At 47.2% G+C, this 20,004-nt stretch carries 21 protein-coding genes and 1 pseudogene; 6 read left to right on the plus strand and 16 right to left on the minus strand.

The window, feature by feature from the left end:
• The 4 genes and pseudogenes from V7126_RS22760 to V7126_RS22775 form a co-directional block, all read right to left on the minus strand.
• Positions 1 to 193: pseudogene (locus tag V7126_RS22760) on the minus strand (extradiol ring-cleavage dioxygenase); the annotation flags it as partial.
• Positions 194 to 216: 23 nt separating this feature from the next.
• Entirely contained in the window at positions 217 to 408 is a 192-nt protein-coding gene (locus V7126_RS22765; protein ID WP_175077490.1) for a 4-oxalocrotonate tautomerase, read from the minus strand.
• Positions 409 to 422: 14 nt separating this feature from the next.
• Complete coding sequence (locus tag V7126_RS22770) at positions 423 to 1,208, minus strand: 2-keto-4-pentenoate hydratase (RefSeq protein ID WP_335499418.1); 786 nt, start codon at positions 1,206 to 1,208, stop codon at positions 423 to 425.
• Positions 1,209 to 1,222: 14 nt separating this feature from the next.
• Positions 1,223 to 2,701 (minus strand): aldehyde dehydrogenase, encoded by a 1,479-nt coding sequence (locus V7126_RS22775; protein ID WP_046132434.1) that lies wholly within the window; start codon positions 2,699 to 2,701, stop codon positions 1,223 to 1,225.
• A 167-nt stretch (positions 2,702 to 2,868) separates the two neighbouring features.
• Between V7126_RS22775 and V7126_RS22780 the strand changes: the two genes are divergently transcribed.
• Positions 2,869 to 3,669, plus strand: coding sequence for an IclR family transcriptional regulator (locus V7126_RS22780; RefSeq protein ID WP_438823820.1), 801 nt, complete (start codon positions 2,869 to 2,871; stop codon positions 3,667 to 3,669).
• A 17-nt stretch (positions 3,670 to 3,686) separates the two neighbouring features.
• Positions 3,687 to 4,640, plus strand: a complete 954-nt coding sequence (locus V7126_RS22785) for an amidohydrolase family protein (protein WP_216899273.1) — start codon at positions 3,687 to 3,689, stop codon at positions 4,638 to 4,640.
• 45 nt (positions 4,641 to 4,685) lie between these two features.
• Here V7126_RS22785 and pta read toward each other — a convergent pair whose 3' ends face one another.
• Positions 4,686 to 5,657 (minus strand): phosphate acetyltransferase, encoded by a 972-nt coding sequence (gene pta / locus V7126_RS22790; RefSeq protein WP_216899271.1) that lies wholly within the window; start codon positions 5,655 to 5,657, stop codon positions 4,686 to 4,688.
• Between the two features lie 267 nt (positions 5,658 to 5,924).
• On the opposite strand from pta, the gene hemQ reads away from it, so the two are divergent.
• Positions 5,925 to 6,689, plus strand: coding sequence for a hydrogen peroxide-dependent heme synthase (gene hemQ / locus V7126_RS22795; protein ID WP_216899269.1), 765 nt, complete (start codon positions 5,925 to 5,927; stop codon positions 6,687 to 6,689).
• Between the two features lie 41 nt (positions 6,690 to 6,730).
• On the opposite strand, the gene bslA is transcribed toward hemQ, so the two are convergent.
• Entirely contained in the window at positions 6,731 to 7,273 is a 543-nt protein-coding gene (bslA, locus tag V7126_RS22800; protein WP_046132439.1) for a biofilm surface layer hydrophobin BslA, read from the minus strand.
• Positions 7,274 to 7,590: 317 nt separating this feature from the next.
• On the opposite strand from bslA, the gene V7126_RS22805 reads away from it, so the two are divergent.
• Positions 7,591 to 8,940 carry a TrkH family potassium uptake protein gene (locus V7126_RS22805; protein ID WP_216899267.1) on the plus strand — a complete coding sequence of 450 codons (1,350 nt, stop codon included), beginning with the start codon at positions 7,591 to 7,593 and terminating at the stop codon, positions 8,938 to 8,940.
• A 255-nt stretch (positions 8,941 to 9,195) separates the two neighbouring features.
• Positions 9,196 to 9,735, plus strand: coding sequence for a spore coat protein GerQ (gene gerQ, locus V7126_RS22810; RefSeq protein ID WP_175077492.1), 540 nt, complete (start codon positions 9,196 to 9,198; stop codon positions 9,733 to 9,735).
• 40 nt (positions 9,736 to 9,775) lie between these two features.
• Here the strand turns inward: gerQ and V7126_RS22815 are convergent, their stop codons facing one another.
• The 10 genes from V7126_RS22815 to V7126_RS22860 all read right to left on the minus strand — a co-directional run bounded on the left by V7126_RS22815 (position 9,776) and on the right by V7126_RS22860 (position 18,927).
• On the minus strand, positions 9,776 to 10,921 hold the full coding sequence (locus V7126_RS22815) for an ABC transporter permease (RefSeq protein ID WP_175077493.1): 1,146 nt from the start codon (positions 10,919 to 10,921) through the stop codon (positions 9,776 to 9,778).
• A 1-nt stretch (position 10,922) separates the two neighbouring features.
• Positions 10,923 to 12,044, minus strand: coding sequence for an ABC transporter permease (locus tag V7126_RS22820; RefSeq protein ID WP_175077494.1), 1,122 nt, complete (start codon positions 12,042 to 12,044; stop codon positions 10,923 to 10,925).
• Positions 12,045 to 12,060: 16 nt separating this feature from the next.
• The gene (locus tag V7126_RS22825; protein WP_175077495.1) at positions 12,061 to 12,996 is read right to left on the minus strand and encodes an ABC transporter ATP-binding protein; all 936 of its coding nucleotides are present in this window, start codon (positions 12,994 to 12,996) and stop codon (positions 12,061 to 12,063) included.
• Between the two features lie 112 nt (positions 12,997 to 13,108).
• Positions 13,109 to 14,212: a sensor histidine kinase gene (locus V7126_RS22830; protein WP_046130615.1), complete on the minus strand. Its 1,104-nt coding sequence runs from the start codon at positions 14,210 to 14,212 to the stop codon at positions 13,109 to 13,111.
• A 9-nt stretch (positions 14,213 to 14,221) separates the two neighbouring features.
• Positions 14,222 to 14,866, minus strand: a complete 645-nt coding sequence (locus V7126_RS22835) for a response regulator (protein WP_175077496.1) — start codon at positions 14,864 to 14,866, stop codon at positions 14,222 to 14,224.
• A 166-nt stretch (positions 14,867 to 15,032) separates the two neighbouring features.
• The gene (locus V7126_RS22840; protein ID WP_046130617.1) at positions 15,033 to 15,404 is read right to left on the minus strand and encodes a DUF423 domain-containing protein; all 372 of its coding nucleotides are present in this window, start codon (positions 15,402 to 15,404) and stop codon (positions 15,033 to 15,035) included.
• Between the two features lie 65 nt (positions 15,405 to 15,469).
• Positions 15,470 to 16,771: a purine/pyrimidine permease gene (locus V7126_RS22845; RefSeq protein ID WP_046130618.1), complete on the minus strand. Its 1,302-nt coding sequence runs from the start codon at positions 16,769 to 16,771 to the stop codon at positions 15,470 to 15,472.
• Between the two features lie 33 nt (positions 16,772 to 16,804).
• On the minus strand, positions 16,805 to 17,107 hold the full coding sequence (locus V7126_RS22850) for a YwdI family protein (protein ID WP_046130619.1): 303 nt from the start codon (positions 17,105 to 17,107) through the stop codon (positions 16,805 to 16,807).
• A 289-nt stretch (positions 17,108 to 17,396) separates the two neighbouring features.
• Positions 17,397 to 18,092: a uracil-DNA glycosylase gene (locus V7126_RS22855; protein WP_046130620.1), complete on the minus strand. Its 696-nt coding sequence runs from the start codon at positions 18,090 to 18,092 to the stop codon at positions 17,397 to 17,399.
• 19 nt (positions 18,093 to 18,111) lie between these two features.
• A complete protein-coding gene (locus V7126_RS22860) occupies positions 18,112 to 18,927 on the minus strand; it encodes a glycosyltransferase family 2 protein (protein WP_046130621.1) in 816 nt (271 codons plus the stop codon).
• 230 nt (positions 18,928 to 19,157) lie between these two features.
• Here V7126_RS22860 and V7126_RS22865 point away from each other — a divergent pair, with 230 nt between their 5' ends.
• Positions 19,158 to 19,970: a bifunctional hydroxymethylpyrimidine kinase/phosphomethylpyrimidine kinase gene (locus tag V7126_RS22865; protein ID WP_046130622.1), complete on the plus strand. Its 813-nt coding sequence runs from the start codon at positions 19,158 to 19,160 to the stop codon at positions 19,968 to 19,970.
• The last annotated feature ends 34 nt before the right edge of the window (positions 19,971 to 20,004 follow it).

Below are 20,004 nucleotides of genomic sequence, written 5' to 3' on the forward strand. Positions count from 1 at the left end.
TCGCATCGACGAGGTGGTCAAAGCTCGACGTCCAGTGGCACGAAATGATGACAACGGCATCCGGCTGTATGTTTTCAATGATTGCGGAAAGCTGTTTCATTCCTTTGACAAGCTCTTTTTGAAAATCAGGCGTTTTTTCTTCAAAACACATTCGCGGTGTATGCGGAACAAGTGCCGCGAGTTCGATCGGCATGTCGATTCCTCCCATAACCAGTTTTACGGTTTTGCTTTTGACGCCGGCGTTCCGCCTATTCCCCAGTGGCTCTTCGGAATTTCCGTCACGAGTACGCGAACGTTTTCCTTTGGGGCACCCAGGGTGGCGCTGATTGTATCTGTTACACTTTGAATGACTTCCTCCACCTTTTCCGCAGGCCGGCCTTCTAACAGCTGAATGTGAACGATCGGCAAAAATATCTCCCCCATTATGAACTGACTGTAAAAGAAACGTCTCCAAGCCCTTCTACATGCGCCGAGACGCTGTCCCCGCGCTTCAGCATGACAGCCCCCGTTACCCCGCCGGTCAAAATGACGCTGCCTGCTTTAAGCTTTCGCTGCTTCCGGGCAAGCATATTGGCAAGCATTGCTGCCGAATTGGCGGGATGCCCCAGAACCGCATCACCCGTCCCCCGCTCTTTCACTTCGCCATTAATCACTAAAGAAACCGAGGCTTTATCGAGTTTGAGACGATCCGGCTTTTTAACCTTTTCACCGAACACGACCCTTGACGATGACGCATTATCGGCAATAACGTCAGGCAGCGTAAAAGAAAAATTCTCATAGCGGCTGTCGATCACTTCAAGCACGGGGATGAAATATTCGGTCACCGCCAGAATCTGCTCTCCGGCAATCCCCGGCCCTTCGATATCCTCGCCGAGTACAAAGGCAATCTCCGCTTCAACCTTCGGGTGGATCAGCTCATCAAACTCGAGTGTACCGCCGTTCGGCACGACCATATCGTCAAAGATATACCCGTAAATCGGTTCTTCAACGTTCATTTGCTGCATTTTCGCCCGGCTCGTCAGCCCCATTTTCGGGCCGATGATCCCGTTCCCCCGCTTTAATTTCAGCTCAACGAGCTCTTCTTGAATATGATAGGCGTCTTCAACCGTCAGCTCTGGATAGTCCCTTGTGATTCTGACGATTTCCCGTTTTTCCGCTTCCGCCGTGTACAGCGTCCGCGCCGTTTCTTTTAATGCCTGTGCATTCATTCCGCTCTCCTCCTTTACAGCTTGATGCAAATGTTTGACAATTCGCTGAAAAATTCGAAGCTGTGAATTCCGCCTTCGCGACCGAGTCCGCTTTGCTTCATTCCTCCAAACGGCGTCCGCAAATCCCTGAGAAACCAGGTGTTGACCCAGACCATCCCGGCTTCGATCTGTCCGGCGACGCGGTGCGCGCGGCGGAGATCGTTCGTCCAAACGGTTGCACTGAGCCCATAGTGGGTGTCATTCGCCTGAGCGATAACTTCGTCTTCATCGTCAAATGGAATCACCGTCACGACCGGGCCGAAAATTTCTTCTTTGACAACCCTGGAGCTCCTGGAAATTCCAGTAATGATCGTCGGTTCGAGATAGCAGCCTGATTCCAGGCCTTCCGGGCGCCCTCCCCCGGTTACAATGTCACCGCCTTCTTTTTTCGCCAGCGTTATGTAATTCATCACCCGTTCGGTATGTTCAGCCGAAATCAAAGCCCCGATATTTGTTTCCGGGTCAAACGGATCGCCCACACGAAGTTCCTTTGTCTTTGAAATGAAGGCGTCGAGAAATTCGTCATACGCTTCCCGTTCGACATAAATGCGGGAACCGCACATGCAGACTTCCCCCTGATTGACGAAACTCGATTTCAATGTCGTTTCAACCGCTTCATCGATATCGGCGTCAGCGAAAATGATGTTCGGGTTTTTTCCGCCAAGTTCAAACGAGAGTTTTTTTAACGTTTTTGAGGCGGCTTCCATAATGATTTTTCCGGTCGTCGTTTCCCCGGTAAAGGAAATCGCATCGACGTCAGGATGCTCGGAAAGCGCGGAGCCGGCTGATTCCGGGCCGAATCCGTGGACGATATTGACCACTCCGTCAGGCAGGCCCGCTTCCTGACAGATTTCCCCCAAAAGCGTGGCTGTCAGCGGCGTCAGCTCGGCCGGCTTGATGACGGCGGTATTTCCTGCCGCCAAGCATGGAGCCAGCTTCCAGGTCAATAAGAGAAGCGGCAGGTTCCATGGGTTGATTAATCCGACAACGCCAACCGGACGGCGGACCGCATAATTGATCGCGATGTCATCGGTTTGATAGGCCTCTGTTCCGACTCCTCTCATAAAGTCTGCGAAAAAATGAAAGTTAAAGGCGGCGCGGGGAATATCCATCGTGCTGGATAATGAGAGGGGTTTTCCCGTATCAAGCGTCTCAAGCTTTGCCAGTTCATCTTTCCGTTCAAGAATGATGTCGCCGATCTTTCTGATGATTCGAATCCTTTCCTCGCCGGTCATGTTTTTCCAGCGCCCGTTCAATGCGCGCCTTGCCGCGGCGACGGCCAGATCGATCTCCTTTTTTCCGCCCTCGGAAACCTTGCCGATGACTTCCTGTGTGGCCGGATTCATATTGTCGAACGTTTTGCCGCTTTCTGACGAAAAGTATCTCCCGTTTATAAAATGCCTGCAGTCAAATGGTTGTACGCGGTTTACCAATGTTGCCGTCTGCACATTCATGGAAAATCAATCCTCCTTTTCCACTTAAATTAAATGATTTTATTTGTGAAGAAAACAGCGTTGTTCCTCTATGTGGAACAATGCTGTTATTTTTTCCGAAAATTTGATATTTTTCGTTTTTTATCCTCACTTTATGTTATATTATGGAACAAAAGGCAACAAAAACAATGAAAGAGTTGAGGAAATCAATGTCCGCAGAGGCAAAACCGAACTACACGCTTGGGTCTGTAAAGAATGCTCTTCGGCTGCTTCAATCGTTTACACTGGATACGCCTGAAAAAAAAGTCACCGAGCTCGCCGCATCTCTCGGCCTGGGGAAAAGCACGGTCTCCCGGCTGTTGAGTACGCTTGAAAGCGAAGGGTTTGTCATGAAGGATCCGGAATCCAAAAGATACAAGTTGGGGTTATCTGTCTTGCAGTTGAATACAATTGTCACCTCGACTCTTGAAATTAACCGGGAATCCGAGCCTGTTCTCGAAAAGCTGACAGAAGAAACGGGCGAGACGTCTCACATCGCGGTATGCGGCGATTTCAACGTAGTATATATCAATCGCACGGAATGTCCCCGTCCGGTTGAGCTTCTATCACATATCGGCCGGCAAAATCCGATGCATTGTACAAGCTCAGGCAAAGTGCTTATTGCATACGGCGGCGACGGATTATTGGAACGATATGTGAGAAGCGGCCTGACACGCTATACGCAGAAAACGGTGACAGATGAGAACAAACTTAGAAACGTGCTAAAAACAATCAGAGAAAACGGATTTGACGTCAGTCACGGTGAATTTATCGAAGGAATCACTTCCGTCTCCGCACCCATCAGAAACTATCTCGGAGATGTCAAATACGCTGTCAGCGTCGTCGGCCCCACAAAACGAATGAAAGCCTCGCAGGAAAAAATCATTTTTAAAGTAAAACAGGCCGCCCGCGGCATCTCTGAGAAGCTTGGGTACTGGAGACGGCCGTAAACGGGAGGGGTTTAGCTTTGTTTGATGTCCATACGCATTTTATTCCGGAGGATGTCCTGCTTTGGCTGAGAGACAATAAAAGGACCGTTCAGGCGGCATGGGAAAAAAAGTCGCCGGATAAAGCGGAATTTCTGACCGTCAATCACAAGTGGGGCTTTGAATTAAAGAAACAGTTTTATGAGGAGGACTTATACTTAGAAGAGCAGGAAAAAGCGGGCATTTTGCATTCATTGGTCTCACCGGTTCCCCAGCTTTTTCTTTACGATCTCAGAGATGAGATTACAGACGACATTTCAGCGGTTTACAACACGGCCCTGGCCAAATGGACAAAAACGCACAGCCAAAGGCTCTCAGGGCTCGGCACAATCCCGCTCAACAGTCCCGAAAAAGCGTGCGTCAGGTTGAATGAAGCAATGAGTCTCGGCCTTAAAGGGGCAATCATCGGACCGGGCGCATCGGAAAAGTTGCTCTCCGATGACGCATTTATACCTTTTTGGGAAGAAGCCGACAGGCTGAAAGCGATCATTTTCATCCATCCGCTCCTTTCCGAAGATCCGCGGCTCCGCCGCAAAATGCTGCCCAATTTGATCGGCGTACCGTGGGAAACGACCGTCTGTGCGGCAGACTTATTATTGAGCGGCATTACCGACCGCTTTCCGGATGTCAAAATTGTGCTGGCCCACGGGGGCGGATTTCTCCCTTATCAAATCGGCAGACTGAAGAAAGGCTGCGATATGTGGCCGCAAGCCGCTGCATCGCTTACGGCCCCGCCCGTCGAATACTTGCGAAGGTTTTGGTTTGATACCGTGTTATGGAACGAAAAGGGCATACATTTTCTGAAAGAGCTTGTTGGGGATGAGAGGCTGGTGCAAGGCTCAGATTATCCTTTCGATCTTTGCGAATGGCCGCCGCCTGACATAAGCGGCAAGGGGGCCGAAGCTCTGCTCATGTTGAAAATCAAAACGCAATAAAAAAACGGTGAACGCACATCGTTCACCGTTTTGAAGCACATTACATTACAGCGCTTGAGCAGCCGTAATCAGCGCCAGATTGTAAACATCCTCTGCATTACAGCCTCTGGACAGATCGTTTACAGGCATGTTCAGGCCTTGCAGAATCGGTCCGACCGCTTCAAAATTGCCGAGGCGCTGAGCGATTTTATAGCCGATGTTCCCCGCTTCAAGGCTTGGGAACACAAATACGTTTGCATCGCCTTTAATAACGGAGCCCGGCGCTTTTTTCTCCGCGACAGACGGAACGAATGCAGCATCGAATTGGAACTCGCCGTCAAGCGTAAGCTCAGGCGCTTTTTCTTTGGCGATCGCCACCGCATTTGCCACTTTTTCGGTTTCATCCGATTTTGCAGATCCTTTTGTTGAGAAGCTGAGCATCGCTACCCGCGGCTCGATGTCGAACATTTTAGCCGTGTTGGCGCTTTCGATGGCAATTTCGGCTAGATCTTCGCTGTCAGGCGCAATGTTGATCGCGCAGTCTGCAAACACATACTGTTCATCGCCGCGGGCCATAATGAAGACGCCGGATGTTTTCTTCACGCCTTCTTTTGTCTTAATGATTTGCAGGGCAGGACGCACCGTATCGGCAGTCGAATGGGCCGCACCGCTGACAAGGCCGTCTGCCAGCCCTTTGTATACAAGCATCGTGCCGAAATAGTTTTCGTCCAAAAGGATTTGGCGGGCCTGTTCTTCCGTCGCTTTTCCTTTGCGGCGCTCTACGAAAGCTTGTACAAGGTCTTCCATTCCTTCGTATGTATGAGGATCATATATGTCAACTCCGTCAAGCGTCACATTCAATCCCTTTGCTTTTGCAGCAATTTCCTGTTCGTTTCCTACGAGAATCGGCTTTAGCACGTTTTTTTCGGCAAGGCTTGCGACCGCCGTCAAAATACGCTCGTCCATACCTTCCGGAAATACGATTTTAACTCCTTTTCCTGCTACTTTTTCTTGTACTGTTGAAAATAAATCTGCCACTGTATACCCTCCTTGAATAAATACAAAAAACTCCTCTATTTAGGATACTCTTTTGCGGTATAAATTCAATCATTCAGCCTTAATTATAACGCTTTCATTTAAAAAACTCTTTTTTTTAATTAAATTAATCGGCAATTATATTTATTATACAACGGTCTGCCCCGCTTATGCAGCGGACTTCATTTTCCGGCCAAGACTTCTAAGAAGATGAAGAAACGGAAACTATGGTATGATGAAGACAATTACATACGAATGAGGAGTGAAAATATGAGCGAACAGCAGAAAACAAATGAAGCCGCACAAACGCTTGACGGCTGGTATGCCCTTCATGATTTCCGGACGATGGACTGGGCCGCCTGGAAGACGCTCTCAAGCGGCGAACGCCAGATCATCATCAGCGAATTTACCGGACTCCTTGAAAAATGGGGCGCTGTCGAAAAAGCAGGAAACGGAAGCCATACATTGTACAGCATCGTCGGCCAGAAAGCCGATTTCATGCTGATGATTTTGCGTCCGACGATGGAGGAACTGAATCAAATCGAACTGGAATTCAATAAGTCGAAGCTTGCGGAGTACACGATTCCCGCCTATTCCTATGTATCCGTCGTCGAGCTTAGCAACTATATGGGAAGCGGAGACGGAGACCCTTACGAAAATCCGCAAATTCGTGCGCGCCTGTACCCAGAGCTCCCTAAAGCCAAATATGTCTGCTTCTATCCGATGGATAAAAGAAGATCAGGTGATGACAACTGGTACATGCTTTCAATGGAAGAGCGGAGAAATCTGATGCGCAGCCACGGCATGATCGGACGGGGATACGCCGGCAAAGTCAAACAGATTATTACGGGTTCAGTCGGATTTGACGATTATGAATGGGGTGTAACGCTCTTTTCGGATGATGTGCTGCAGTTTAAAAAGCTCGTCTATGAAATGCGCTTTGACGAAGTGAGCGCGCGTTACGGGGAATTCGGTTCATTCTTCGTCGGCAACCGCCTGTCAAATGAACATCTGCCTGCATTTTTGCATGTTTAATGAGGAAAGCTCCAAAGACAATCGTCTTTGGAGCTTGATTTTTACTTGCAATTGCACGGCTGTGTCGGCGGAGTCGCTCTTTTTTGCACTTCGATTGAGTCTTCGGCATAGAAAGTCGAGCCGAGGCCCAACACCCTGTTCTCCGCTCTGAACGTATACGTTCCGGCCGCAGGAAGCGTTTTATTCGCCAAAACGAGCCTGAACTCGGCGATGCCCAATAAATCAATCGTCAGCGGGAGTCTCACCGTTTTTCCGTTGTTCAAAATCTGTCCGGTCGTAAGCGCCCTTCCATTTACCGTATCTTTCGTTGTCGCTGCAAACCCCGAAGGCAACGTAAATTCAACCGTCCCCAGCGCCAAAATCGAGTTCGGCCTGTATGTCAGCTCAATATCGGAGAAAGACCATTCCTGCTTGCTGTTCCCCGATATCTCCGCAAATAGCGAAGCCTTTGCAGCCGGACGGTTTATTGATTCCGTTTTTAAAGCCTTTGCATCGGCATGAAAAGAAGGCAGAAAAACCGAAGCCATGATGACAAGGCCGGCCATCAACATCGACAATTTAGAACGAAACACTCTTTTTAACATTGCAAAATCCCCCTGTTATCATTTCAATTTTACACATGGCCCAAAAAGTACAAGACTACATCCTAACGAAACGCGAGTCCCACCTCCAAGTTTATCCTTTTCTATTAAAAGCTATCATTTTCTTGCAACCCAGTAAATGTATTATGTGGAATATTTTAAAAATAATAGAATGTGACCAGGCGATGCTTCTCTTGATTTTTTTGATCCATTCATTAAAAGAGGCCTAACGAACCATTTGAGGGAGCCGTTTTTATGTTGACAAACCTGATATTGGGAAGTACATTATTGACATTATTCAGAGAAAGGATCAAAACAAAATGCCTAAGATGATGTCTTCAAATCTCGTAAAAGGAAAGATCATCAATATCAGCCCGCCGCAAACGCTGGCGCTCAGCTTCATCATCATCATTGCAATCGGCGCTTGCCTGCTCAAGCTTCCGATTGCATCGACAGCTTACATTTCCTGGGCTGATGCTTTATTTACGGCGACATCGGCAACGACTGTAACCGGCCTGTCCGTCGTAAACATCGGTACAGAATATACGGTTTTCGGACAAACCGTGATTATGCTGCTGATCCAAGTCGGGGGCTTGGGATTAATGACCTTTGCCGTTCTCGTCGTCATGATGATCGGCAAAAAAATCGGCCTGCAGCAGCGGATTCTCGTTCAGGAGGCATTTAACCAGACGTCTTTGGGCGGACTCGTCCGGCTTGTTAAACATTTGTTTATTTTCACCATTGTTTTTGAATGTGTCGCATTTCTCATTCTTTCGATCAGATGGGTTCCTGAGTACGGCTTTCAAAAAGGCCTGTTCCACAGTAGTTTGTTCAACACGGTTTCGGCTTTTAATAACGCGGGGTTTTCCTTGTGGCCGGATAACTTGATGAAGTATGTCGGGGATCCGGTCGTCAACCTTGTCATCACCGGACTTTTCATCACCGGAGGCATTGGCTTTACCGTTCTTTTGGACTTATGGACAAAGCGGAATTTCCGAAAATTGTCGCTTCATTCAAAATTAATGATCGTCGGAACATTGATCATTAACGCGGCCGCCGCACTGGCGATTTTTTTGCTTGAGTATTCAAATCCAGGAACCTTGGGGAAACTCCCATTGACGGAAAAATTATGGGGCGCTTACTTTCAAGGCGTTACCCCGAGAACAGCCGGATTTAATACGGTAGACATCGCCCAAATGACACCTCCTTCCCTCCTCCTTATCACCATTCTGATGTTCATCGGGGCGGGAAGCGGATCAACAGGAAGCGGAATTAAGCTGACAACCTTTATCATCACGATATTGGCGACGCTCACTTTTTTAAGGGGAAAAAGCGAAACGGTCGTTTTTAACAGGGCGATCAAAATGAAAACGATTTTAAGAGCATTGGCGATCATCGTCATCAGTTTTCTATTTGTGCTGATGGCGATGTTTCTATTGACCATAACAGAACACGCCCCGTTTTTGGATATCGTCTTTGAAGTGGTCTCCGCTTTTGGAACGGTCGGCTTATCAATGGGACTGACACCTGAATTAACACTCCCCGGAAAAGCGGTCATTATGATGATGATGTTCATCGGCCGCGTCGGACCGCTAACCATTGCATTTACCTTGGCAAAACCGAAGAAAACGCCGATTCGTCATCCTGAAGAAGAAGTTATTACAGGATAAATGACGGGAAAGGCCGCTCGATATCAGAGCGGTCTTTTCGTTTTCTTTCGCAAGAACCGGCAAGCCGTTTTTGTTGGTCATATTCCAGACTTCTTCCTCATACTGTTAAAGGGATGAGAAACATTGAACTTTCACCTGACATCAACCCCAACCGTGCTAAAGCGGACTTTCTTGACGCCGATCCCGATCAGTGCCAAACATGTAAGCCGGGTAAAGGTCTGATTTTGATTCAATGACATCATAAGGAGGAACAACATGAAACCTAAGAAAAATCTATTTCAGCCGCTCCAAGAGATTGAAATGCCGGACTTTCGGCAAATGGGTGCCAACCCTTATCCGCAATTGGGGCAAATGGGACAGATGGGCCAAATGTATCAGCAGCAGGGGCAGCCGCAATTCCCGCAAATGGGCGGCCAGCAAACCTTTCAGCAGCCCGTCCAATTGACCCAGCCGCAGCCGGCGGGCGTTCAGGTCCCAACCATGCCTTCGGCGCAGCAAACCGGTCCGAGCATTCCTGGCATGCTGCCATTAGAGCAGTCGTATATCGAAAATATTCTGCGGCTCAACCGGGGGAAAATCGCGACCGTATACATGACGTTTGAAAACAATCCGCAATGGAATGCAAAAGTGTTCCGCGGAGAAATTGAAGCAGCCGGGCGCGATCATATCATTTTAAGCGACAGAAAAACGGGCACCCGCTACTTGCTTCTGATGGTTTACCTTGATTACATTACGTTCGATGAACCGATCGTTTACGACTATCCGTACTCAATGGCTTCATACACGCCTAGATAAAAGGTTCGGTTCTCTTTGAACCCGAACCCTTTTTTTATCATCAGACGAAATTACGCGCATCATTATTACGGCTGAACTTATAAATGACGAGTAAGAAAAATGCAGCCGCAAAGCCGAACAATATCAGGATATTCAAATATAAGCTCTGAAATTGCTGTCCATCCTGCAGCTTTGTCAATGTGTCCAGCACCCACCGCTGCGGAAGGAACTCCGCGATTCTTTGAGCGAAAAGCGGCATGATCTCAACAGGCCAGAAACATCCGGAAAGCATGATCGTCGGCATGAAAATGAGATTCTGCAAGGCGCCAGCACCCTTGGAGCTGTTTGAGAAAACGACCGTGATCAATGCAAGACCGATGGCGCTCAGCGCAAATATCGAGAGCACAACCGCCATCTGCCAGAACGGAATGCCGGGATCGATATGAAAAACGTTTTTCATCATGAACAATGTAAAAAGAGTTTGAAATATCATGACAAACAAGCTTACGGTTATATTTGAGAATACGTACTGCCTTGCCGTAATCGGCGTAGTCAACAGCCTGAAATAAGTCCTGTTTTCCTTTTCTTTCACAAGAATTTCAGACAAATTCCCTGCTGAAAAGAGCATTGCCATCAGGAGAAATCCAACCGTTTGATACGTCATTTTGTTATTTTTCGATGTATCATCGAGCGTTTGCGTTTTTAGCGTCACGCCTGAGCTCTGATAGTTTTTGTAGATTTTCTCAAAGGTTTGCGAATCTCCTTGCGCCGATTTGCCCATCGCTGCGATATTGTCAATGTAATGATACAAATACGATTTCACAAACCCCGTCACTTCAGCGCCTTTAACAGATGAAATCCCGACATGTCCCGGCTTTCCGTCAAGCACGCTGTCGGTAAACCCTTTATCAAAAGTAATCGCACAATCAAGCGTTCCAGAGGCGATTTTCTCTGCTGCTTCCGACCTGCTCACCGCGCTTACCTTTACATTGTCAAGCCCCTTTAAAAAAGCCGCCGTGTCAGCGGTAATCTGACTTTTTTCATGATCGACAATCCCGACGTTCAGATCGGTTTTGTCTGTGCTTCCCTGCGTCATAAGGGCAACGAAGATTCCCAGCAGCGGAAGACACAGAAACAGGAAGATATTTTTCTTGTTTTTAAATGTCACGTTCAGCGTATTTTTCACGAGCCAAAGCATTTCTTTCATCTTACAGCCCCTCCCTTCTGCGCAGTCCGGCAACGGCGATCAGAAGCATGAACACGGATAAACCGATATTCAGAGCGGCCGCCGGAACCGCTGCAGCCAAATCGTTTGCATAAATGATTTTCATCATGGCCTCACTCGACCATTTGATCGGGGAAAGATTCGTGATCATGCGTAAAATACCTTCTGTATCGCCTATCGGGAAATAAGCGCCGCCAAAAAAAGCAACCAGCGGAATCAGCACATTGATCATCGTCTTTGCCGCTTCTCCCGTTTTCGTCAAATAGCTGACGCCGACCCCAAGGCTCACCGCAAACAGCACGACGGTGAACAGCACAAGCAGGACAAGGCCGATATGCTCTCCCCAATTGGCTTTAAACAAAAATTTGCTGACAGCGACAACGAGAAAAATACAGAGCGCATTTGTCACAATCCCGCCAATCAGCTTTCCGGCGAAAATCTCCCATTTTTGAACGGGAGCGGCCACCAGCCTGTCGGCTGTGTTGCGGAGCCTTTCCCCGCGAATTAAGTAGCTGGCGCTTAAAGCCCCGTAAAGAGCGATCAGCGTTGTCATCGTAACAGCGTAATAATCGATAGCACTGGGCCGTTTTGCGGAATCTAGCGACGTGTCTTTAATATAATCATCATGAATGCCTTTTGCGAGCACTGAGCCAGCCTGATTCGGGTTGACCTTGTAAATCTCTGCTACGGCTTTGTACCTATCCGTAAACGCGGACAGCATGCCTTGAATAATGCTTCCTTTAATACTGTTTTGGTCGCTTTTATACAGCTTGATTCCGCTGCCCTCGATTTCGATGTATCCATCGTAGCGTCCTTTTTTGACTTCTTTCCGTCCATCCATATCGCTTAGCGCTTTTTTAAAATGTACACCCGATTTTTTTGCTTCCTTTGCAAAAACTTTAAAGCCTTGGGACAATTCCCCGTCTGATTGGTCTTTATACAAAACGTGAATATCTTCAATCGATACTTGATGATTGAATTCGTTTGACAGCGCGGTTCCCAAAATCACAATCAGCACGATCGGAAACGCCAGCATAAATATCAGTGTTTTTTTATCCCGAAAAGACGACAGAATTTCTTTTCTTGCGATGTTTACGATATTCAAGCCTCTGACCCCCTTTCTAGTCGCGTAAATTTCTTCCTGTCAGCGTCAGAAACACGGTTTCCAAGTTTGGCGCTTTTTCTTCCAATGAACGAATCTCGACACCGTTTGCCAACAGATATTCAATGATTTGGTTTAAATTGCTGACACCTGTATCAGAGTTGATTTTCATCGTATTTTCCTCAAGAGAAACCGTCTCGACTCCCCTGATCTCTTTTAGTTTGCCGAGGTCAACATTCTCGGCTGATTTAACGGTAATCCAAATATCTTTCGTGTCGGTAATGATCGCCTTCAGCTGCTCTTTCGTGCCTTCCGCGATAATCTTTCCATGGTCAACGATGGCTATCCGCGTACAAATCTCCTCGACCTCTTCCATATAATGGCTTGTGTAAATAATGGTCGATCCCATGTCATTCAGCTTTTTCACAGATTGCAGAATGTAATTTCGCGAATGCGGATCGATGCCGACTGTCGGCTCATCCATGATGATCAGCTTTGGCCTGTGGGCGATGGCGCATGCGATATTCAGCCGTCTTTTCATCCCGCCCGAAAAGTTTTTCGGGAAGCTTTTGTGTTTATCGCCAAGCCCGACAAATTGCAATGCCTCCTCAACGCGTTCTTGTAACAGGGATCCCCTCAGCCCGTAGAGCCCGGCAAAAAATTTCACATTTTCATAGGCCGTCAAATCTTCGTAAATCGCCAAATCCTGGGGAACGATGCCAATATTCATTTTGGCGTGCTTCCTGAATGCAGCGATGTTTTTGCCGAGAATGAGGACCTCTCCCTCATTGCTTCGCAAAAGGCCTGAGATCATATTGATCGTCGTGCTTTTCCCCGCGCCGTTTGCGCCGAGCAAACCGAATATTTCCCCCTCTTCTATGGATAGCGACATATTATCAACAGCGACAAAATCCCCGAATTTTTTCGTAAGGTTATTGATTTCTAATACATTCATCTTTTCACCTCATTTTGACTTTACGAAAATGATTATAAAAAAAAAGATGAATCCGCGGCAGTGCAGCAATTCATCTTTTTCACATGAGAAATTTCATATTCTTTTCATGAAATCATTCATGCTTCGGCAACAGCGTCGTCACAGAAAAACCGTTTGATCCGTCGACGATTACCTTTCCGTTGACAGACGCGGCCCGCTCCTCCATCCCGATGATTCCCATGCCTTTTTTAACCTTCTCTTGTCCCTTTCCGTTGTCTTTTACTTCGGTTTTGATAAGCGTATTCAGCACATGGATTTCGATCGATACCCGGGTTGCATCCGCATATTTCATCGTGTTGGTCAGCGCTTCCGTAATATTTTCAAATATGATTTTCCATTGAATATGAGTAATGACGTCCAAATCGCCTTTATGCAGAAAAGAAATATCGATATGATGCCGCGCCGAGCATTCATCAATGAACAATTTCAGCTTATGGATGCCCATCTGTTCAGGAGGCGGCTTGATGTTCTTTAATGTCAGCCTGATTTTTTCGATTCCGTCTTTCGAAATATTAATCGCGTTTTGCAGCAGCTCAGACGCTTTCTGTTTGTCTGTATCAAACAGGCGCTTGGCCGCTTCAAGCTGAATGAGCGCCCCTGTCATCGAATGGCCGATTTTATCATGAATTTCCTGTGACAGGCGGTTTCGTTCCTCTAATTTAAACGTATATTCAGACTGTCTGAGAAACTCTTTATTGTCATGCAAAGCCTTTGTTAAGGTCTGCATATCCTTCCTCGTCTGATCAATATGATCTTCAAGCATCCGAATCCGGGCCGAATCTTGTTTTAATATAGTGAATATTAGAAATTGAAGCAAAGCCGTCAGTCCGTAAATCGCCAGCAGCGATTCGCCGATAAAAGCGGCGGGTATAAGAGATAACGTCAATATCATCCACTTAGGCTGCACGCCAAACAGCAATTCATACACGCTAAGCGGCATCAGCAAAATGAATAGAGGATGGACATGCTGATAGGAAACAACCGAAATAATAATCGATAAGACGGCGATCCCCTTTTTGAGCGCACTCCTTTTTAAAATGCCGATTATGATATTGACACAAAAGTAAAGAATTAAACAAAAAACGATCCATGGGAGATTCCCGACAGGCGATTGTATGCAGCTTAATACGATATATCCAAGCATAAGAAGCTTGACAATGATCATCCAAAATTCCATTTCGGTTCCTCAGTCCAGATTCGATTTTCCGGTTAAATAATAGATCGCAATCTGTGTGCGGTGTTCGAGCCCCGTCTTCCCCAATATCGAAGAAATATAATTCGCTATCGTCCCTTCCGAGATAAAAAGCTCTTTCGCAATCGCTTTATTGGAAAGCCCTCTGGCGATTAAAGCCATAATGCCAAGCTCTCTTTCAGTGAACAGGCTTTTGTCAATTTTTTGTTCCGGCTCTTTACGTCCGGTTAAATTCGACTTGATTTTATCGAGGACAACGTCCTGCATCACGATACTTCCGTGATACACGCTTTTGATCGCATCCCTGATCCGTTCCGGCTCGGTGTTTTTCAGCAAATATCCTTTTGCACCGTTTTGGATGGCTGCCACAATATATTCATCATCATCAAACGTTGTTAAAATCAGCGGCTTTGTCTCCGTTTGTCTCGAAATGAACTCCGCCGCTTCGACCCCATTCATATTTGGCATGCGGACATCCAGGAGTGCAATATCCACATCATGTTTCCTGCAATATTCTACTGCCTGCCGACCATCCTCCACCGTGTCCAGCACGTCTATTTCATCGTATGTACTCAGGATAATCTTCATGCCTTCTCTGATAAATGAATTATCATCCGCAATCATCACTTTAATTTTCATCGTTTTTCGCGCGTGAGACCTAAGACCCCGCAGCGTGCACACCCCTTCTATACAACATGCTTCAGCAGGGCCTCCGCATCTGTTGGATAACATTAAATTTATCATGAATCAGTTTGCGTTAAAATAATAAAAGCCAATCTCTTAAAAAGATTGGCTTTTATAGAAACTATAAGTATTTGACCGCCGACACGGCGACCATGATCCATGCCGCGATGAATGCCACGCCTCCAAGCGGAGTAATGGCGCCGAGGACGCTGATTTGCGTCAGGCTGAGGATGTATAAGCTTCCTGAAAATAAGACAATTCCCGCAAACATCAGCCAGCCTGCCGCAGTAATGCTTCCTGCGCCCGAAAGCTTCCCGGCGATGAGCGCGATGGCCAGCAATCCGAGTGCGTGGTACATATGATATTGTACGCCCGTCTGCCAGATTTGCAGATATTTCTCAGAAATTTTCCCTTCAAGCCCGTGAGCTCCAAAGGCCCCAAGGGCAACCGCAAGCATTGCATTTATCGAACCTAGAATCAAGAATAATTTCATTGTCAATCGACCGCCTTTCTCTACTCATCATAGCGTACAGGCATAAGATTTCAACTTTCAAAACGCTATGACACGATTTTGTCAAATTTCTTTTTTCTCAACTGCATCTGCTCTGCCGCGATTGCCACAACCGTCCCGAGGACAAGTCCGTTGCTTAAAATAGAGACAAGCACAGGATGCATCCCTTCGAGCGCGCTCTCGGGAACAAACATGACGCCGACGCCGGCTAAAAGCGCAACTCCGGCGACAAAGCGGACGCGGCCGAGTTCGCCTTTTCCATACGAATCAAATTCGGCAAATGCCAATCCGACCATGGTCGAAAACACGACGAAGTTAACCGCAAAGCCGACCGGAGACGGAAGGCTTGCAAATACATTCATGATAAACGGAAAAAAGCTGATGCAAGCCACGATCATACTCCCCAGCAAAAACGGCTTTTTCGAGGAGATTCTCGTCGTTTGAATAAAGCCTGCCGCTCCGGAAATCGGCACTGTTCCGACTGCGCCGAGCAGGCCGCTCAGACCATGGCCGAAAGCTGCGATGAAACCAGCTGGACGGGCGCGCTTTTTTTCTTCAAGTTTTTCAAACTGCCTGACCGCCCCTTCCACCACACGGATGCTCGCCAGCATATTGACGATCAAAAGCACGGTGATAAATAAAGACGTTACGACCAAACCGCTGTCAAACACCGGCATTCCGAACGGAAAGATTTCAGGCCAATGAAAGAGCTCTTTCGCGTGCTGCACAGGCTTTGCGACGCCGACAACGGCAAATAACACCCAGCCGCCGAAAAGCGCAATTAAAATCGAATACTGTTTGAGAAAGGCCACATTCGACCTGCTCATGAGAAACGTCGCCAGCATGATGACGACGGCAATCAAAAAGACTGGACCGTCAAATTCGTTTTTGCGGTAGCCGATCCCCATGATTCCTTTCACAATCGGGTCGCTCAGCTGCATGACCAATAACAGCAAATAGATTCCGGTCACGACGGGAGTAAACAGTACAGCCAGCTTTTCTATAATCTTAAACAAGCTGAATATGAAAAAGAACACCGCACTAAGAAGCATTGCGCCCTGAAGCGCTTGAAGCGTCTCGGCATATGCGGCAAACACGGTCCCCGTAAGGCCCGCATAGATCGTGTAGACCCCCCACCAAAGGCCGGCCGGACTCTCATTAATCGGTAAACGGTGCCCCGTTAAGCATTGGATAAAGGCCGTCGTTCCCAACACGAAAAACGTGCTTTGAATCAATTCTGCTGTCTCCGCCTGATTCAGCTCAAACGACTGCCCGATCGCTATAGGCACAACGATGGATGAGGCGATCATGAACGCCGTCCATTGCAAAGCCCCAAAAAGCAGTTTCATTTTATCAACCTCTCTTTTTAAAAACAGAACGGCCTAGAAATCAAAAATTGAATCCCCGTTGCCGTCTTCCTCCTTATTTTGTTTCTCCTGTTTTTGATATTGTTCGGCACCGGCGCTTCCCATCATTTTTTCCAGCATCAGCTGGTCGCTCGCAGATTTCGCCGGCTGAATGTAAGGTGAAGGCTGAGCGGCCGGCCGCTCTTGCTCGACGATAACATCGCAGAGGGAACGGATAACGGCTACGTGCATTTTCAGCTCATTCTCCCGATGGCAATTTTTTGCCTTTTTCAATTCTTCCTCCATCTTTTGAAGCAGACTTGATATATGTATGTTCATAAAATTTGTCCTCCAAACCATATTCAATGTCCACTTCATTTTAACAAATTACCTTCGCATATGCAGAACGCACTTTTCTATTTTGCAACAATAAAAATCCGTTTTCCACCCGCGGCTCTTCATTTTTTGCGGTCTTTCATCATCTTCTAAACATCTGCAAAGCCGGTTTTCACCGCGGAATCAGAAGTTGACAGTTAAAATGCCGTTCACACATAATGAAGGAAACCCGGCGGAAACGTTTTCAAACAAGCAGACAACTTCATATAAAGAAGGAAAGAACCGCCTGCATTCAGCGGTTCTCCAGTTTTTCCAGGCTCGGAATGGCCCAGTCGATCGGCTCTTCATTGATTTTTTTCAAGAATTCATTGGCCCTTGAGAACGGCCGGCTTCCGAAAAAGCCGTATCTTGCCGAGAACGGGCTTGGGTGCGGCGACTCGATGATAAAGTGTTTCGTGGTGTCGATTCTCTCCTTTTTCGCTTGAGCGTGCCGGCCCCAAAGAATAAAGACGACCGGTTTTTCTCTTTTATTCAAAGCGTCGATCACGCTGTCAGTCAGCCTCTCCCATCCTTTTCCTTTATGGGAATTCGCCTGCCCCCGCCTTACGGTCAACACCGTGTTTAACAGCAGGACGCCCTGTTTGGCCCAGCTCACGAGCGAGCCGTGGTTCGGGATGTCGGTGCCGACGTCGTTTTGCAATTCTATGAATATATTTTTCAGCGAAGGCGGCGGATTCACTCCCGGCTTAACGGAAAAGCTCAGGCCGTGCGCCTGTCCCGGTCCATGGTACGGGTCCTGGCCGAGTATCACGACCTTGACCTTTTCATAGGATGTGTAATGCAAAGCATTATAAATGTCGTGCGGTTCAGGGTAGACCGTGTGCTCCGAATATTCTCTTTTCAGCATTTCCCTGAGCTCTTGATAATATGGCTTTTCAAATTCTTGATGCAGCTGTTCCCACCAGCTGTCATTCAAAATCTGCTTCAACGGTTCAACCTCCCTAACGTTATACTGAACTTACGCTGACGAGTCTCGAAATGACAGGCTCTCCGTCCCATACGATTTCACTTTCGGCCTCTCTCTTTCTCATGGCCGGCTCTTTAAGAAGCACGAAAAAGTTTTTTGTCGGCAGCTTGCCGAGTTGATGTTTTTCACACAATACGTCCAAATAATACTGCCTCATTCCGCCCAGATTTCCGGATTGATTGTCTCCCTGCTCTGAAAAAGCATAAATGACGCTCGCGGCAGGCACCCTTTTGATATGAAACTTCTCTGCTGCACGCAGGAAAAAGTCCCAGTCCCAATAATTGTGGACATCCGGGTCAAAATATCCGATTTCATCGTGGAGAGATCGTTTATACATGCTTCCTGAAGGGACATATGTAGAAAACTTCCTCATTTCCTCCACATCAAACGAATAAGCGAAAAGCTGACGGCTTGTCGGGATTCGCGCATCGCCTTTGGTTTCAAACGATACGATTTCGGCATCTGAATAAACAAAATCCGCCGTTTCAAGAGCTTTTGCCATTCTTTCCATATGGCACGGAGTGAAAAAGTCATCGTCATCACAAAGCATAATAACATCTCCGGCCGCTTCTTTCACCCCTATATTTCTCGCTTTTACATGTTTTACATTTTCTTTCAGATCGATCACCTTGATCGGAAGTTCTGAATAAAGATACTGCACAACGTCAACTTTTTCGCCTGCGTCATTTACGATGATCACTTCAAACGGCTTAACAGATTGTTTGGCAATGGATTCAAGCAATTCGCACAAAGCGTGAATCCGATTGTGCGTTACGATTACGACCGATATATTCATAACAGGTTTATTAGCGCTCCTTCATCTTTCAGTTTATTTCCTTATTAAATCATAAAAAGAACGATTTCACATGCATCAAAAGGCGCCCTGGCTTTTTCATATGATAAATGGCTGAAGGACCGCTTGCCTATAACATTTCAGTCAATTCATTGTACTCTTATAAAAAGCTGTCTATAATAAAAACTATACCAATCTGAAGATGGAATCTCTTTTATGGAGGCTTGACAATCATGACAATGCACAAAGCGCTGACAATCGCCGGCTCCGATTCAAGCGGAGGCGCCGGAATACAAGCGGATTTAAAAACATTCCAGGAAAAGAACGTATACGGGATGACGGCCTTAACGGTGATCGTCGCCATGGATCCGGAAAACAGTTGGAACCACCAGGTGTTCCCGGTCGATACGAATACTATTAAGGCACAGCTCGCTACGATCGTCGATGGCATCGGCGTCGATGCGATGAAGACGGGAATGCTGCCTACCGTTGAAATTATCGAGATTGCGGCAAAAACGATCAAAGAACACAATATGAAAAATGTCGTTATTGATCCGGTCATGGTATGCAAAGGAGCAAACGAAGTATTGTATCCCGAGCATGCCAAAGCTTTGCGGGAGCTTCTGGCGCCCCTTGCGACGGTTATAACGCCGAATCTGTTTGAAGCCGGACAGCTCAGCGGTCTTGGCGAAATCACGACCGTTGAACAGATGAAGGAAGCGGCAAAAGCGATTCATGACCTTGGTGCCAAGCACGTCCTCATCACCGGAGGAGGCAAGCTGAATCACGAAAAAGCGGTTGACGTGCTATTCGACGGACGGGAAGCTGAAGTGATCGAAGGGGAGCGGATCGACACCCCATACACACATGGCGCAGGCTGCACCTACTCGGCGGCGATAACGGCCGAACTTGCTAAAGGTTCAAGCGTAAAAGAAGCCATTTATGCAGCCAAAGAATTCATTACGGAAGCCATTCGCGAATCATTCCGCTTAAATGAATACATCGGGCCGACAAAACACTCTGCTCACCGGCTCAGCGGAAAATAAGAGAACCCCTTTTAATGATATGATCCCCTCATAG

Origin of the sequence: Bacillus sp. JJ675, from assembly GCF_036963165.1 — a bacterium.
Classification (GTDB): domain Bacteria; phylum Bacillota; class Bacilli; order Bacillales; family Bacillaceae; genus Bacillus; species Bacillus glycinifermentans.

Coding starts and splice junctions, on each gene's coding strand:
- V7126_RS22770 (WP_335499418.1), bottom strand. CDS start 1,208: ATGAATGCACAGGCATTAAAAGAAACGGCGCGGACGCTGTACACGGCG.
- V7126_RS22775 (WP_046132434.1), bottom strand. CDS start 2,701: ATGAATGTGCAGACGGCAACATTGGTAAACCGCGTACAACCATTTGAC.
- V7126_RS22780 (WP_438823820.1), top strand. CDS start 2,869: ATGAAAGAGTTGAGGAAATCAATGTCCGCAGAGGCAAAACCGAACTAC.
- hemQ (WP_216899269.1), top strand. CDS start 5,925: ATGAGCGAACAGCAGAAAACAAATGAAGCCGCACAAACGCTTGACGGC.
- bslA (WP_046132439.1), bottom strand. CDS start 7,273: ATGTTAAAAAGAGTGTTTCGTTCTAAATTGTCGATGTTGATGGCCGGC.
- V7126_RS22805 (WP_216899267.1), top strand. CDS start 7,591: ATGCCTAAGATGATGTCTTCAAATCTCGTAAAAGGAAAGATCATCAAT.
- gerQ (WP_175077492.1), top strand. CDS start 9,196: ATGAAACCTAAGAAAAATCTATTTCAGCCGCTCCAAGAGATTGAAATG.
- V7126_RS22815 (WP_175077493.1), bottom strand. CDS start 10,921: ATGAAAGAAATGCTTTGGCTCGTGAAAAATACGCTGAACGTGACATTT.
- V7126_RS22825 (WP_175077495.1), bottom strand. CDS start 12,996: ATGAATGTATTAGAAATCAATAACCTTACGAAAAAATTCGGGGATTTT.
- V7126_RS22830 (WP_046130615.1), bottom strand. CDS start 14,212: ATGGAATTTTGGATGATCATTGTCAAGCTTCTTATGCTTGGATATATC.
- V7126_RS22835 (WP_175077496.1), bottom strand. CDS start 14,866: ATGAAAATTAAAGTGATGATTGCGGATGATAATTCATTTATCAGAGAA.
- V7126_RS22840 (WP_046130617.1), bottom strand. CDS start 15,404: ATGAAATTATTCTTGATTCTAGGTTCGATAAATGCAATGCTTGCGGTT.
- V7126_RS22845 (WP_046130618.1), bottom strand. CDS start 16,771: ATGAAACTGCTTTTTGGGGCTTTGCAATGGACGGCGTTCATGATCGCC.
- V7126_RS22850 (WP_046130619.1), bottom strand. CDS start 17,107: ATGAACATACATATATCAAGTCTGCTTCAAAAGATGGAGGAAGAATTG.
- V7126_RS22860 (WP_046130621.1), bottom strand. CDS start 18,927: ATGAATATATCGGTCGTAATCGTAACGCACAATCGGATTCACGCTTTG.
- V7126_RS22865 (WP_046130622.1), top strand. CDS start 19,158: ATGACAATGCACAAAGCGCTGACAATCGCCGGCTCCGATTCAAGCGGA.